14 protein-coding genes are annotated in these 15,320 nt (G+C 52.5%); 10 read left to right on the plus strand and 4 right to left on the minus strand.

Annotated features, from left to right (window positions below):
• Positions 1 to 45 precede the first annotated feature (45 nt).
• Genes rpsM through rplQ form a run of 5 tightly spaced genes read left to right on the plus strand, consistent with a single transcriptional unit; the run spans position 46 to position 2,899 of the window.
• Entirely contained in the window at positions 46 to 402 is a 357-nt protein-coding gene (gene rpsM / locus AC1WNR_RS02905) for a 30S ribosomal protein S13 (protein ID WP_481643039.1), read from the plus strand.
• A gap of 18 nt (positions 403 to 420) precedes the next feature.
• The gene (gene rpsK / locus AC1WNR_RS02910) at positions 421 to 810 is read left to right on the plus strand and encodes a 30S ribosomal protein S11 (RefSeq protein WP_481643040.1); all 390 of its coding nucleotides are present in this window, start codon (positions 421 to 423) and stop codon (positions 808 to 810) included.
• A gap of 20 nt (positions 811 to 830) precedes the next feature.
• Positions 831 to 1,451: a 30S ribosomal protein S4 gene (rpsD, locus tag AC1WNR_RS02915; protein ID WP_481643041.1), complete on the plus strand. Its 621-nt coding sequence runs from the start codon at positions 831 to 833 to the stop codon at positions 1,449 to 1,451.
• Between the two features lie 25 nt (positions 1,452 to 1,476).
• Positions 1,477 to 2,478, plus strand: a complete 1,002-nt coding sequence (locus AC1WNR_RS02920; RefSeq protein WP_481643042.1) for a DNA-directed RNA polymerase subunit alpha — start codon at positions 1,477 to 1,479, stop codon at positions 2,476 to 2,478.
• A 34-nt stretch (positions 2,479 to 2,512) separates the two neighbouring features.
• Positions 2,513 to 2,899: a 50S ribosomal protein L17 gene (gene rplQ, locus AC1WNR_RS02925; RefSeq protein ID WP_481643043.1), complete on the plus strand. Its 387-nt coding sequence runs from the start codon at positions 2,513 to 2,515 to the stop codon at positions 2,897 to 2,899.
• Between the two features lie 131 nt (positions 2,900 to 3,030).
• Here the strand turns inward: rplQ and AC1WNR_RS02930 are convergent, their stop codons facing one another.
• The 3 genes from AC1WNR_RS02930 to uvrA form a co-directional block, all read right to left on the minus strand.
• Positions 3,031 to 3,357, minus strand: a complete 327-nt coding sequence (locus AC1WNR_RS02930; protein ID WP_481643044.1) for a hypothetical protein — start codon at positions 3,355 to 3,357, stop codon at positions 3,031 to 3,033.
• 480 nt (positions 3,358 to 3,837) lie between these two features.
• The gene (locus tag AC1WNR_RS02935) at positions 3,838 to 4,509 is read right to left on the minus strand and encodes a helix-turn-helix transcriptional regulator (protein ID WP_481643045.1); all 672 of its coding nucleotides are present in this window, start codon (positions 4,507 to 4,509) and stop codon (positions 3,838 to 3,840) included.
• Between the two features lie 316 nt (positions 4,510 to 4,825).
• Positions 4,826 to 7,651, minus strand: a complete 2,826-nt coding sequence (gene uvrA / locus AC1WNR_RS02940) for an excinuclease ABC subunit UvrA (RefSeq protein ID WP_481643046.1) — start codon at positions 7,649 to 7,651, stop codon at positions 4,826 to 4,828.
• Between the two features lie 139 nt (positions 7,652 to 7,790).
• Between uvrA and ssb the strand changes: the two genes are divergently transcribed.
• Entirely contained in the window at positions 7,791 to 8,288 is a 498-nt protein-coding gene (gene ssb, locus AC1WNR_RS02945; protein WP_481643047.1) for a single-stranded DNA-binding protein, read from the plus strand.
• 50 nt (positions 8,289 to 8,338) lie between these two features.
• On the opposite strand, the gene AC1WNR_RS02950 is transcribed toward ssb, so the two are convergent.
• Positions 8,339 to 9,409: a substrate-binding domain-containing protein gene (locus tag AC1WNR_RS02950; protein WP_481643048.1), complete on the minus strand. Its 1,071-nt coding sequence runs from the start codon at positions 9,407 to 9,409 to the stop codon at positions 8,339 to 8,341.
• Positions 9,410 to 9,537: 128 nt separating this feature from the next.
• Here AC1WNR_RS02950 and AC1WNR_RS02955 point away from each other — a divergent pair, with 128 nt between their 5' ends.
• From AC1WNR_RS02955 to fdhD, 4 genes are read left to right on the plus strand one after another with little or no spacing between them, the layout of a single operon-like run.
• The gene (locus AC1WNR_RS02955; RefSeq protein WP_481643049.1) at positions 9,538 to 10,035 is read left to right on the plus strand and encodes a formate dehydrogenase subunit gamma; all 498 of its coding nucleotides are present in this window, start codon (positions 9,538 to 9,540) and stop codon (positions 10,033 to 10,035) included.
• On the plus strand, positions 10,028 to 11,602 hold the full coding sequence (locus tag AC1WNR_RS02960; protein WP_481643050.1) for a formate dehydrogenase beta subunit: 1,575 nt from the start codon (positions 10,028 to 10,030) through the stop codon (positions 11,600 to 11,602). Before AC1WNR_RS02955 ends, AC1WNR_RS02960 begins: the two co-directional genes overlap by 8 nt.
• Positions 11,599 to 14,472, plus strand: coding sequence for a formate dehydrogenase subunit alpha (fdhF, locus tag AC1WNR_RS02965; RefSeq protein WP_481643051.1), 2,874 nt, complete (start codon positions 11,599 to 11,601; stop codon positions 14,470 to 14,472). The genes AC1WNR_RS02960 and fdhF overlap by 4 nt, the downstream gene beginning before the upstream one ends.
• A complete protein-coding gene (gene fdhD / locus AC1WNR_RS02970) occupies positions 14,465 to 15,280 on the plus strand; it encodes a formate dehydrogenase accessory sulfurtransferase FdhD (protein WP_481643052.1) in 816 nt (271 codons plus the stop codon). Before fdhF ends, fdhD begins: the two co-directional genes overlap by 8 nt.
• The last annotated feature ends 40 nt before the right edge of the window (positions 15,281 to 15,320 follow it).

Raw genomic sequence — 15,320 nt, forward strand, 5'->3', positions numbered from 1 at the left:
TCCGGTTCATGCCGGGAGAGAATTAATAGAATTGGAGTACATTGAATGGCCCGTATAGCTGGCGTCAATATTCCTGACAATAAGCATGCGGTAATTTCGCTGACCTACATTTACGGGATCGGCCGCACAACTGCTCAGCAGATTTGTGCCGCAGTAGGCATTGAGCCATCTACTAAGATTGGTGAACTGTCTGAAGAAGTTCTCGATATTGTTCGTGGTGAAGTTACCAAGTTGACTGTCGAAGGTGACCTTCGTCGTGAAGTCAACATGAATATTAAGCGTCTTATGGACCTCGGTTGTTTCCGCGGTATCCGCCACCGTCGTAACCTGCCGGTTCGCGGTCAGCGCAGCAAGACTAACGCACGTACCCGTAAGGGCCCGCGTAAGCCGATCCGTAAGTAAGCGATAGGAATTACCATTATGGCAAAGCCAAACAATCGCACACGTAAAAAGGTTAAAAAGCAGGTAGCCGATGGCCTCGCGCACATCCACGCCTCTTTTAACAACACCATTATTACCATTACCGATCGTCAGGGTAATGCTCTGTCATGGGCAACCTCAGGTGGCTCCGGCTTCCGTGGTTCTCGTAAGAGCACGCCGTTCGCTGCACAGGTTGCTGCTGAACGTGCTGGTCAGGCTGCACTTGAGTACGGTCTGAAAAACCTAGACGTTTTTGTTAAGGGTCCTGGTCCAGGTCGTGAGTCTGCAGTACGCGCACTCAACGCTTGTGGCTACAAGATCGCCAACATCACTGACGTGACGCCAATTCCGCACAACGGATGTCGTCCACCGAAGAAACGTCGCGTTTAATCTGGAGACGGTAAGTAATTATGGCTCGTTATATTGGACCTAAGTGCAAGCTGTCACGCCGCGAAGGCACCGACCTCTTCCTGAAGAGCGGTGTTCGCGCATTAGACAGCAAGTGCAAGGCTGAAACTGTACCAGGCGTACACGGCGCTCGTCGTGGCCGTCTGTCTGACTACGGTCTTCAGCTTCGTGAAAAACAGAAAGTTCGTCGTATGTACGGTGTGCTCGAGAAGCAGTTCCGTGGATACTACAAAGAAGCGGCTCGTCGTAAGGGCGCAACAGGTGAAAACTTGATGCAGCTCCTCGAAAGCCGTCTAGACAACGTTGTATACCGCATGGGTTACGGTTCTACACGTGCTGAAGCACGTCAGATCGTTTCTCACCGTCAGATCACTGTTAATGGCGCTGTTGTAAACATCGCTTCTTACCAGGTTCAGGCTGGTGACGTTGTTGCTGTACGTGAAAAGTCAAAAAACCAGCTCCGAATTAAAGCGGCCCTGGAACTGGCTGCACAGCGTGCACCAGTTGAGTGGATCGAAGTAGACAGCGCTAAAATGGAAGGTACTTTCAAGTCCGCTCCAGAGCGTTCAGATCTCTCTGCTGACATCAACGAACTGTTGATCGTAGAGCTCTACTCTAAGTAATTTAACTTTGACTGGTGGAACACACATGCAGCGTTCAGTAAATGAGTTTCTAAGCCCACGTCATATCGACGTACAGGAGATTAGCCAGACACGTGCGAAGGTGGTTCTTGAGCCGCTGGAGCGTGGTTTCGGTCACACTCTGGGTAACGCGCTGCGCCGTATTCTTCTCTCTTCAATGCCAGGTTGTGCTGTTACTGAAGTTGAGATCGACGGTGTTCTGCATGAGTACAGTACCATTGAAGGTGTGCAGGAGGATGTTATTGAGATCCTCCTCAATCTTAAAGGTGTAGCTATTACTCTGCATAACGCTGACGAAGCGGTGCTGACAATCAACAAATCTGGCCCTGGTGCTGTTACCGCAGGTGACATCCAGGTTAATCAGGATGTTGAGATTGCAAACCCAGAACACGTAATAGCAAACCTGACTTCAGGTTCGCTCAATATGCGTCTGACAGTTACTCGTGGTCGCGGTTACGTGCCTGCTGATGCTCGCATCAGCGACGAAGACGAAACTCGTGCGATTGGCCGACTGCAGTTGGATGCTAGTTACAGCCCAGTTCTGCGCGTCTCGTACGCTGTTGAGAGTGCGCGTGTAGAACAGCGTACTGACCTCGACAAGCTGGTTATCGATATCGAATCTAACGGTACGATCGATCCAGAAGAGTGCATCCGTCGTGCGGCAACAATCCTGCAGCAGCAGCTTGCAGTATTTGTTGACCTCGAAGATGCAGGCGAGCAGGCGAAGGCTGAGCCAGCAGAACCAGAAATCGATCCAGTGCTTCTGCGCCCGGTTGATGACCTGGAACTGACTGTACGTTCTGCTAACTGTCTCAAGGCTGAGCAGATCTACTACATCGGTGACCTGATCCAGCGCACCGAAGTTGAACTGCTGAAAACTCCGAACTTGGGTAAAAAGTCACTCACGGAGATCAAGGATGTCTTGGCATCTAAAGGTCTTTCCCTGGGTATGCGTCTTGAGAACTGGCCACCGGCTAGCCTCAAAGGCGACGAGAAAGCGGCTTCCTGAGTTGGCTTAAGCTAAGTTTTAAAGGATACATAAGATGCGTCATCGTAAATCTGGTCGTCACCTAAATCGTACCAGTGCGCACCGCAAAGCGATGTTCAAGAATATGGCTGTGTCTTTGATCGAACACGAAGTGATCAAGACTACACTGCCAAAAGCTAAAGAACTCCGTCGCGTTGCAGAGCCACTGATTACTCTGGCGAAAAATGATTCAGTCGCTAACCGTCGTCTGGCTTTCAGCCGCACACGTAGCGATTCTGCTGTCGGTAAACTGTTTAACGAACTGGGCCCTCGCTACGCGAATCGTCCAGGCGGTTACATCCGCATCCTGAAGTGTGGTTTTCGCGCTGGCGACGCTGCACCAATGGCATACGTTGAACTGGTTGATCGTCCAGTAGCTGCTGAAGAGTCTTCTGAAGACTAAGTTTTAGCAGACCCTTAAAAACCCGGCCTTGGCCGGGTTTTTTATTGTTTACAGTTTTACACCTCGCTGTGTAGATGTAAAAACGCCCGCTTGTGCGGGCGCTTTATTAGAAGTTAACTACAAACTTCTGTTTACTCAGTAGCGGTGTTACCAAACGGAGCTTCTTCGAAGGCTCCCTTGGACCAGTCGTACGCCGAGTCCACCACTGCTTCATCGATTGCGTAGCTAGTAATCGGCTGTGGCTCACCGTAAGTTGGTGTCATCACCAGAGCGCTGTCGACCATGGCTTCGTCAACAGCGTAGCTGGTCAGCTCCAGTGGCTCGCCTCGACTGATTTCCATCACGTATGCTGTGTCTACCATTGCCTCCTCTTCGGCGTATGTTAGACCAGCTGCGACAGCTGAAGTTGACATCATAATTGCTGCACCAAATGCTGTAGCGATTTTGATAGTTTTCATGGGGTGTTCCTCCAAATGTTTTAAGTAGCGGTGTTCGCTTTTTAACTCCCCGTGGGGTGTACTTACATATTACGAGAGTACAGAGAATTGGCCTTATGACATTCCTCTAGAGGTACGTAGGAGGAACCTCCCTATCGGTGTTTTATCTGAAACTTTCCTGAAATATTTCGGTCTATGGTGGTTTTGGTCTTTGTTTCTCACCGAAATCTTTGTGCTGTTCCGTTCTTGGTAATATTAAAAATACCTTAAAACAACAACATAAAACGTTTCTGTTGGGTCTTAATATTCAAGTTCTAAAATCTCCATTTTTTGTTCCTTGTCGCGCTCTCATTGGGCGGTTGAGCGCACGTCTGCTTAAACGGAGATATCTGTGATTGAGATTTCGGTTGGGATATTTATTTAAATCTATATATCTAGATCCGTTTTTATCGGCGCAAAAAAGCCGGCGATAGCCGGCTCTTGTTTAAACTCTAGATAGTCTCAGTGGTGGGTCATTTCGAGGTAGCCTCGCATCACCTTGTTTAAAAGGGCTGAACGATTCTTTACCCCTAGCTTTCGGTAGACGCGTGTCAGATGGTTGCGCAATGTACTTTCGGAAACGTTCAGTTTCTCCGCTAGACCGGTTGCCGAATAGTCTGGATGCTCTCTAAACAGCGTCACTATCTGCATCTCCCGCTTTGTTAGTTGTTCCCCATATTCGCCTTGAGGGGTAGGGTGATGTTCATTCTGTAATCGGTGTAGGAGGTAATGCGTAGCTTTACCCTGTAGCCAGACCTCGCCGCGGGCGATAGCGACGATGGCCCTGCAAAAGGTTTCGATACTCTTATCTTCGCTGATGATCCCTTTGCAACCAGTCATCAGTGCCTGATCAATAACATACTCATCAATTCGGCGTCCCAGAAGAGCAACGGGGCTGGGCTTGCTGGTTCGCTGGTGACGCTCCATCCAAGCCAGTGCTTCGGTTGCATGTTCGTCGACATCAATCAAGACTAGGTCTACGTCATGGCTTTGTCGGGGGTCTAAGCTATCCAGGTTGGTCGATATTTCAACGCTTATAGGTTGAGGGCTGGAGCTGTGCGCGAGTGCGCTAATGTAAACTTCGCGAGAGAGTTGGAAGTCGCTGAGTAAGGCGATTCGAATACCGCTATTCATTCCGAAGGTACCTGCCTGGTTGCTTAAATAGTATGTACCTCCTACATACTAGGCAGTTCCTCCTGTATTTCATCTGACAGACGTGCTGTTAGTGACTTACACACGATTAATTTATTGAATATTTCGCATATGCACAAAACTATCGAATTAATCGATAAATCGGGTAATCGGACTAATGTAGGGCGGCACTTGAACCGCCACATAGCACGAACTAGTCGGACGAATAGCCAACCTAGTTGGAAGTTTCTTAAGAGAATATCTGCAGGGTAAGTCGGCTTAAAAACCGACCTACCGTGCGAATGCGCACTAAGCAGTTTTACTTGAGCATCAGCTTTAAGAAGCGCCCTGTCTCAGATCCTTTGGTATCGGCGACCTGTTCAGGAGTGCCGGCGGCGATAATCTGCCCGCCACCTGAACCGCCCTCGGGGCCCAGATCGACAATCCAGTCTGCAGTCTTGATGACATCAAGGTTGTGCTCGATGACCACAATGGTGTTGCCGTGGTCGCGTAGACGATTCAGGACCGCCAGCAACTGCTCAATATCGTAGAAATGCAGACCGGTGGTAGGTTCATCAAGGATGTAGAGTGTTTTACCGGTATCGCGTTTAGAGAGCTCTTTCGCCAGTTTGACGCGCTGGGCTTCACCACCCGAGAGGGTTGTTGCGGCTTGGCCAAGGCGGATGTAACTCAGACCTACATCCACTAGGGTCTGTAGTCGTCGCGCTAGAGCAGGAATCGCTTCGAAGAAGCTGAGTGCGTCCTCTACCGTTAGATCGAGAACCTCATGAATATTTTTCCCTTTGTACATCACTTCAAGGGTTTCGCGGTTGTAGCGCTTTCCTTTACACACATCACAAGGCACATAGATATCCGGAAGGAAGTGCATCTCTACCTTGATTACACCATCGCCCTGACAGGCTTCGCAGCGTCCACCTTTGACGTTGAAACTAAAGCGCCCTGGTTTGTAGCCGCGCGAGCGTGCTTCTTGAGTGCCCGAGAATAGCTCGCGAATCTGCGTAAAGATCCCGGTGTAGGTTGCCGGGTTTGATCGCGGTGTGCGTCCAATCGGACTCTGATCGATATCGATCACCTTATCGAAATGGTTGAGCCCCTCGATCTTGTTGTAAGGTGCTGGTGTCAGGGTGGTCGCCTTGTTCAACTCGGTTGCCGCGAGCGGGTAGAGCGTATTGTTGATCAGTGTTGATTTACCTGAACCTGATACACCGGTTACGCAGGTGAATAGGCCGACAGGAATCTCAAGGTCAACGTTTTGAAGGTTGTTGCCACGGGCTCCCAGAAGTTTGAGTTGCTTCTTCGGATCGGCTTTGTGCCGTTCCTTTGGAATCTCAATTGCACGGGAACCACTCAGGTACTGCCCAGTCAGTGAACGCTCACTCTTGATGATGTCATCATACTGCCCGGCAGCAACAACCTCGCCGCCGTGCACGCCTGCACCGGGTCCTATATCGACGATGTAATCTGCACTGCGGATCGCATCCTCATCATGCTCAACCACGATAACCGTGTTGCCTAGGTCGCGTAGGTGCACCAGGGTGTTCAACAGGCGCTCGTTGTCACGTTGATGCAGGCCTATCGACGGTTCGTCGAGGATGTACATAACGCCAACTAAGCCAGCGCCAATCTGGCTTGCGAGTCGAATACGTTGTGCTTCACCGCCTGACAGCGTGTCTGCGCTGCGCTCGAGCGAGAGGTAGTCGAGCCCTACGTTAACTAGGAAGCTTAATCGCTCACGAATCTCTTTGAGGATCTTCTCGGCGATCTCACCCTGTTTGCCTTCTAGCACAAGTTGTTCGAAGTAGGCTTTAGCTGCTCCGATAGGTAGTTGTGTTAGCTGTGGCAGCGTCCGCTCATCAATAAAGACATGTCGAGCCTCTTTGCGAAGACGGCTGCCATTACAACTCGGACAGGGTTGCATGTTGAGGTACTTGGCTAGATCCTCGCGAACCATCTCCGACTCGGTTTCGCGATAACGGCGCTCTAAGTTGTTCAGTACGCCCTCAAACGGGTGTGATTTGCTGATGATATCGCCACGGTCGTTTAGGTAACGAAAGGGGATCACTTCGGATCCGCTGCCTTTAAGCACAGCGTCCTGATGCTTTTTGCTCAGCTCTTTAAACGGTGTATCGATATCGAATCCGTAGTGCTCCGCAACCGCTTTAAGCTGCTGAAAGTAGTAGAGTGTGCGTCGGTCCCAACCTCGAATAGCACCCTCAGAGATCGTTAAACTTGGATCATGTACCACTTTGATAGGATCGAAGTACTGGCGCACGCCCAAGCCATCACAGCTCGGGCAGGCGCCGTGTGGGTTGTTAAACGAGAATAGTCGCGGTTCAAGCTCTTGGATTGAGTGACCACACTTAGGGCAGGCAAAGCGCGCGGAGAAGATGATCTCCTCACCTGCACCCTCATCCATCCAATCGATCGTAGCGATACCGTCTGTAAGCTCTAGAGCCGTTTCAAACGACTCAGCCAAGCGCTGCTGCAGGTCGTCGCGCACCTTAAAACGATCGACAACCACATCGATACGATGCTTTTTGTTCTTGTCGAGTTCGGGGGCTTCATCTAGGTCAACGACGATGCCGTTGATGCGCGCACGGACGAAACCCTGGGCACGCAGATTGCTTATTGTGTGTAGGTGCTCGCCTTTGCGATCTTGCACAACGGGGGCAAGCAGCATCAGTTTGCTGCCTTCTGGCAGCGCCAATACTTGGTCAACCATTTGGCTGATCGTCTGGGCCTTCAGTGGTAAATCGTGCTCTGGACAGCGAGGTTCACCCGCACGGGCAAACAACAAGCGCAGGTAGTCGTAGATCTCGGTAATCGTGCCCACAGTGGAGCGCGGGTTATGCGAGGTCGATTTCTGTTCAATAGAGATAGCAGGCGAGAGACCCTCTATATGGTCAATTTCCGGTTTCTCCATCATGGACAGGAATTGACGCGCGTAAGTAGAGAGTGACTCTACATAGCGGCGCTGGCCCTCGGCATAGAGTGTATCAAAAGCGAGAGAGGACTTGCCCGACCCTGAGAGTCCGGTAACCACTATTAACTTGTCGCGAGGGATATCGAGGTCAATATTCTTGAGGTTGTGCGTACGGGCTCCCCGTACGAGAATCTTGTCCATTACTGCTCCAGTCGTGCGGGCAAAGGCGAAATTATAACACGCGGCCCTAGTCAAAAATCAGCTAATTTTACGGCTGATTCATCAACACTGATCTGTTAAAGTAGAGCGAAATTTTTGAACCATATTGCGGAGAGAACGGATGGCACGCGGTGTAAATAAAGTAATTCTGGTCGGGAATCTGGGGACTGATCCAGAGGTGCGTTACATGCCTTCCGGTGGTGCGGTTACCAACGTCAACATTGCTACCAGCGAAACTTGGAAAGATAAGCAGTCGGGCCAGATGCAGGAGCGCACTGAGTGGCACCGAGTGGTCTTCTTTAACCGCCTAGCGGAGATCGCTGGTGAGTACTTGAAGAAAGGCTCCAAGATCTATTGCGAGGGTTCACTGCGCACCCGTAAGTGGCAGGATAACAACGGCCAGGATCGCTACACTACAGAGATTGTTGCTAGCGAAATGCAGATGCTGGACGCGCGTGGCGGGGAAGGCGGCATGGGTGGTGGTTACAACCAAGATCCAGGTTACGGTCAGCCACAGCAGCAGGCACCACGCCAGCAGGCGCCGCAGCAAGCGCCTCAACAGGCTCCAGCCCAGCAGCCGCCAGCCTTTGATGACTTTGACGACGATATTCCGTTCTGATCAGACCTATATTAAGAAGAACCTCGCTGCGGCGAGGTTTTTTGTGGGTTCTAATTCTCCAATTCAGCGAACAAGTCGCTGATACTCATTACCTCACCCGAGTGATCGCAGCTATAACCAGGCAGCGTCAGAATTCCATCTGTAAAGCGCTCAGAGCGAATGTCGTTCAGAAAACGCTGCATCGCAGGGTTTGCCAAGGTCTCTTTGAGGCAGATCAGCAGATAATGCTCGCTCGCTACCGGAATAAAGTCGAGAGAGAACTGGCGCGCCGGTGGTTCTACACCCAAGCCCGTATCTGCCATTCCGGAGGCAACATAGGCGGCGATGGCTGAGTGGGTAAACTCGCGGGTGGTGAAGCCTTTTATTCGTCCAGTCTCTACAGAGTTACGCTCCAGCAGTTCATTGAGAAGCGCGCTCGTTCCTGAGCCCGCCTGTCGATTTACAAAGCGCACGTCTTCACGACTCAGATCTCGGAGCGATCTGATCTGCTTTGGATTGCCAGCAGCCACCATCAACCCTTGTTGGCGCGTGATAAAGCGAATAATACGCAAATCTGGATTCGACAGTCTCTCTTTGTATTCCGCGTAGATACGCGATCCAGATAGCTGCGCAGGAAGATGAAATCCCGCCACCTGACAGTCTCCACACTCCACAGCAGCTATGCCCTCTAGGCTCGGCATGTACTGTATATTGAGTTGTAGCTCTTGAACTAGGTTCGGCAGCATCGCTACAGCATAACCATGACTGGCAAACAGATTGATAACCGGGGTGTCCGATCGTAGTGCCTGGTGGATCTCTAAATTTAACTCCGAGGCAAGTGACTCCATCTGCGGACCGAGACGTGCCAGTACACGTTCCTCTGCCCAGAGAAGTTTTTCTCCGAGGTTCGTCAGGCTAGCGCCGCGCCCCTTCTGCATATCCACGAGTGGTGTGCCAAAAAATTCAGCCCAGCGCTGAATCAGGTTCCAGCCGTGGCGGTAGGAGATACCGAGTTTCTTTGTTGCGTTGGTGAGCTTTCCGCTCTCGTGCAGTTCCCGGAGTAGGTCGAACAGCTGCGGATTGAGTTGGTTTCCCTCGCTGTCACTAAACGCCCAATTGGGTACAACTTTTATCTGTTTCATATGCACAAGAGTACATATTTTTAACCCATTCAAACAGTGTTAAATTGCGCTATCGAGTCGCAAACCTAGTTTTTGCGGCATAAATATGAATACATATGCATATATGTACAGAGTTAGAGGGGCATAATATGCCTTTAACTGCCGAGCAGATTACCACTGAGGTTCAGGCCTCTATCGATAAGCTGATAGCCAAGCCCGGTGCGCTGCTGCCTATACTTCACGACATTCAGGAGACGCTAGGGTACATTCCACCTGAGGCGGTTGGGCAGGTAGCCAAAGCGCTGAACCAGTCGAGTGCTGAAATTCACGGCGTTATCACCTTCTACCATCAGTTCCGTACCCACCCAGTTGGCAAGCACAATGTCGAGATCTGTCGTGCTGAGGCCTGTCAGGCGATGGGTAGCCGCACTCTGGAGAGACACGCAAAAGCATCGCTCGGTATCGACTACCATCAGACTACAGGGGATGGAGCCATCTTCCTCGAGCCTGTTTACTGCCTTGGCAACTGCGCCTGTTCACCTTCGGTTCGTATTGGCGATCGTGTCCATGCACGTGTTACTCCAGAGCGCTTCGATGCACTGATGGAAGAGCTGCGTACGGAGAAGTTGGAGGTGCTCCATGGTTAAGGTTTATGTGCCTCAGGACTCCACAGCCAAAGCTCTCGGCGCTGATGCTGTCGCAGCGTCCATCCAGATTTTTGCAGCAACCAAGGGCATAGAGCTTGAATTGGTGCGCAACGGTTCACGCGGTATTTTTTGGCTTGAGCCTCTGGTTGAGGTCGAGACATCTGCAGGGCGTGTCGCCTATGGTCCAGTACTGGATGATCAGATCGACTCGCTGCTCAACGCAGGTCTGCTGGATGCCACAACAGATTCGCCGCTCTACCTCGGTCTGACGGAAGATATTCCATACCTTGCTCGCCAGCAGCGCTTCACCTTTGCGCGTGCGGGTATAGCAGATCCTGTCTGCCTCGATAGCTACAAGGCGCAGGGCGGCTATGAAGGTCTCGTCAAAGCGCTGGCTATGAGTGGTCAGGCAATCGTTGATGAAGTGAAAACGTCCGGCTTGCGTGGGCGCGGTGGTGCGGCTTTCCCAACAGGTATCAAGTGGCAGACTGTTCATGACGCCCAGCCGACTGACGGCGAAACTAAATACATCGTGTGTAATGCCGATGAGGGTGATTCGGGTACTTTCGCTGACCGTCTGGCGATGGAGGCTGATCCTTATCAGTTGATTGAGGGGATGACGATTGCAGGTTTGGCTGTTGGTGCCCAGCAGGGCTACATCTATCTGCGCTCTGAGTACCCTGATGCACACCGCATTTTGAACGAGGCGATCAGTCGCGCTGAAGCAGCTGGTTACCTAGGCGAGAATATCATCGGTTCTGGTCGCACCTTTAATCTGGAGGTGCGTCTAGGCGCCAAAGCTTATATCTGTGGTGAAGAGACCTCGCTGCTTGAGAGCCTCGAGGGTAAGCGCGGTATGGTGCGTGCTAAGCCACCACTGCCGGCGATTGTGGGTCTCTTTGGTCAGCCAACGATTGTAAACAATGTCCTTACTCTGGCTGCTGTGCCGTTTATCTTGGCGCAGGGTGCACAGGCGTATGCTGATGTCGGCTTTGGCCGTTCTCGCGGTACGCTGGCGTTCCAGTTGGCTGGGAACATCAAACGCGGCGGTCTGGTTGAGGTCGCGTTTGGCTTGAGTCTTAAAGAGCTGCTCGAAGATTTTGGTGGCGGCACATATACCGGTCGCCCAATGCGCGCAGTACAGGTGGGCGGGCCTCTGGGCGCTTACCTGCCTGAGTCTCAGTGGGATACCCCGCTAGATTACGAAGCCTTTGCCGCACAGCAGGCGGTGCTGGGCCACGGCGGAGTAGTGGTGTTCGACGATACTGTGGATATGTCTGAGCAGGCGCGTTTCTCTATGGAGTTCTGTGTCGCGGAATCCTGCGGTAAGTGTACCCCTTGCCGCATCGGTTCTACCCGCGGTGTAGAGGTGATCGATCGCATTCGCGCCAATCAGAACCGTGAAGCGAATATGGAACTGTTGCAGGATCTATGTGAAACCATGGTGGATGGCTCACTCTGTGCGATGGGGGGTATGACACCTTTCCCAGTTATGAGTGCAGTGCGTCACTTCGGTGAAGATTTCAGCCGTGATACGGCAACCCAAAATGAAGAGGTATCGGCATGAGCGTTCAATATTTTGATGCCAAAGGTGACTTCGACAAAGACTTCGGAACGCCTAAGAGTCAGTCTACTGAGCTTGTGAGCCTAGAGATCGATGGTCAGACGGTTGTGGTACCCATGGGTACTTCAGTCCTGCGTGCAGCATCTGAAATTGGCATTCAGATTCCTAAACTCTGTGCCAGCGATAACCTCGAAGCCTTCGGTTCTTGTCGTATATGTGCGGTCGAAATTGAAGGGCGTCGTGGCACGCCAGCGTCCTGTACCACGCCAGTAGAGGCGGGTATGAAGGTGACGACGCAGAATGCGCGTCTGGGCAAGCTGCGCCGTAACATCATGGAGCTCTACATCTCCGATCACCCGCTCGACTGTCTCACCTGTCCAGCAAACGGGAACTGTGAGCTGCAGGATATGGCGGGTGCTGTGGGTCTGCGTGAGGTGCGCTACGGCTTCGACGGTGAGAACCACCTGGATGCTCCAACCGACAGCTCCAACCCTTACTTCAGCTTCGATGCCAGTAAATGTATCGTCTGCTCACGCTGTGTACGCGCCTGTGAAGAGGTGCAGGGCACCTTTGCGCTGACCATCAGCGGTCGTGGTTTTGAATCTAAGGTGAGCCCCGGTACCGAACAGACCTTTATGGACTCGGACTGTGTCTCCTGTGGCGCCTGTGTGCAGGCCTGTCCAACCTCCACGTTGATGGAGAAGTCAGTTATCGACCAGGGACAGCCTGAGCACTCAGTGGTTACAACCTGTGCTTACTGTGGTGTTGGCTGTTCGTTCAAGGCAGAGATGAAAGGTTCTGAATTGATTCGTATGGTGCCGTACAAAGGTGGTGAGGCGAACATGGGCCACTCCTGTGTTAAAGGCCGTTTCGCCTTTGGTTACGCAACCCATAAAGACCGTGTCACCAAGCCGATGGTGCGTGATTCGATCGACCAGCCGTGGAAAGAGGTCTCTTGGGATGAGGCATTTAACTTTGCTGCAGCCAAACTCAAAGGCATTCAGCAGACCCACGGTCGCGATAGCATCGGTGGTATCACCTCATCACGCTGTACCAATGAAGAGACTTACCTGGTTCAGAAACTGATTCGCGCCGGCTTCGGCAACAACAATACCGATACCTGTGCGCGTGTCTGTCACTCGCCAACGGGTTTTGGTCTTAAAACTACGTTGGGTGAATCTGCTGGTACCCAGACCTTTGAGTCTGTGCTCTATGCTGATGCCGTGATAGTGATCGGCGCCAACCCAACAGACGCCCACCCGGTATTCGGTTCGCTGCTGAAGAAGCGCCTGCGTCAGGGTGCCAAGCTTATCGTCGCTGACCCACGCAGTACTGATCTGGTACGCAGCCCGCATATTCAGGCAGAGCAGCACCTTAAGTTGCGTCCGGGTACTAACGTTGCGCTGATCAATGCACTGGCGCACGTTGTTATTACTGAGGGTCTGGAAGACAAGGCGTTCGTTGATTCACGTACGGACGGTGACTCCTACATGCGCTGGCGCGCGTTTATCTCTGATGTGCGTCACTCGCCTGAAGCAACGGAAGAGATTACAGGTGTGCCGGCAGAGCAGATGCGTGATGCCGCTCGTATTTACGCCGCTGCAAATAATGCAGCCATCTATTACGGGCTAGGTGTTACTGAACATTCGCAGGGCTCAACCATGGTAATGGGTATTGCCAACCTCGCGATGGCGACCGGTAATATCGGCCGCAAAGGCGTAGGTGTGAACCCGCTACGTGGTCAGAACAACGTACAGGGCTCTTGTGATATGGGCTCTTTCCCGCACGAACTGCCGGGTTACCAGCATGTTTCTGATCCGGTGGTGCGTGCCCGCTTTGAATCAGTCTGGGGTGTTCAACTGGATGACGAGCCGGGCCTGCGTATTCCCAACATGTTCAACGCCGCTCTAGATGGCACCTTCAAAGGCATGTACGTACAGGGTGAGGATATCGCGCAGTCGGATCCAAACACCGCTCACGTTGAAGCCGCACTGCGCTCGCTCGAGTGTCTTGTAGTACAGGACATCTTCCTCAATGAAACGGCGAAGTTTGCCCACGTATTCCTCCCAGGTTCCTCTTTCCTCGAGAAAGATGGCACCTTCACTAACGCTGAGCGCCGTATCAACCGCGTGCGCAAAGTGATGCCGCCGCTGGCCGGTTTGGCAGACTGGGAAGCCACTATGGGGCTGGCGAATGCATTGGGTTACCCAATGAACTACAGCCACCCATCCGAGATCATGGATGAGATTGCGCAGCTGACACCCACCTTCACCGGTGTGAGTTACCAGAAACTCGAAGAGCTCGGCTCGATTCAGTGGCCCTGTAACGACTCGGCTCCAGACGGAACTCCAACGATGCACGTTGAGAGCTTCCCAATTGGTGAGGCGCGCTTTGCCATTACTGAGTACGTCGCAACCGAGGAGCGTTCTAACCGCCGCTTCCCACTGCTGCTCACAACGGGTCGCATTCTGTCGCAGTACAACGTGGGGGCGCAGACACGTCGCACCGAAAACCAGAACTGGCACGACGAGGATATTCTCGAGCTGCACCCAGTCGACGCGCTCGATCGTGGTATCAGTGACGGTGATATGGTGGCGATCAGCAGTCGCGTCGGTGAAACCGTGCTTCATGCGCGCGTATCTGATCGGATGCAGCCGGGCGTGGTTTACACCACCTTCCACCACCCTAATTCGGGAGCCAACGTAGTGACGACCGACAACTCCGACTGGGCAACCAACTGTCCGGAGTACAAGGTAACCGCGGTGCAGGTGACCAAGGTAACCGGTGAGTCTAACTGGCAGCAGCAGTTCCGTCAGTTCGACGAAAAACAGAAAGAGTTTCTGGCGGATGCGAAGCGCGAGGAGCATGTCTAAGGCCCTCAACTTTCAGATCCGCTCAGTCGAGCGCTGGCGTCAGGGTGAAGAGATTCGCTTTGGCGAGGATGCTCTGGCTGAAGAGGTGCCTGTCGCACTGGTCTACGGCGGTATCTCCTACGCGGTGATGATGGCGACTCCCGATGCGCTCGAGCAGTTTGCACTGGGGTTCAGCCTGACAGAGGGATTGGTTGCATCAGCCGACGAGGTCTTCTCGATTGAGGCCTCTGAGGTTGAGTTAGAGCTAGGGCCTGGGCTGCAAGTCGATATTGAAGTTAGCCAACGCCGTTTGCATCAGTTGAAAGAGCGGCGGCGCAACCTGGCGGGCCGTACCGGCTGTGGTCTCTGTGGTAGTGAATCCTTGGATGGTGCAATTCGACCGATTAATCGAGTTGAACCACTAGCTATGATTGCCCCAACAGCCATTGAACAGGGTCTAGAGAACCTAACGGCTAACCAGTCTCTAAAGCAGCAGACCGGAGCCGTTCACGGTGCAGCCTGGTGCAACACAGAGGGAGGTCTGGTGTATCTGTTTGAGGATGTCGGCCGGCACAATGCGTTGGATAAACTAGTGGGTGAGATGACGCTCAATTCGGTTGATCCTCGTGAGGGGTTTGTATTGATGACGAGCCGTGGCAGCTACGAGGTTATCCATAAATGCGCTGCAGCGAATGTCTCGAATCTAGTCTGCATCTCGGCGCCAACCGGGCTGGCAGTTAAACTCGCTCAGCAAGCCGGCATGAACTTGGTGGGTTTTGCCCGCAACGGTAAGCACACGATCTACACACGGGGTCAGACCTCTCTCTAAAAGAACAGCTAAAAAGGGGTCTGACCCCACAGGAAAAAGA

The sequence above is a fragment of the Marinobacterium marisflavi genome, assembly GCF_982447095.1.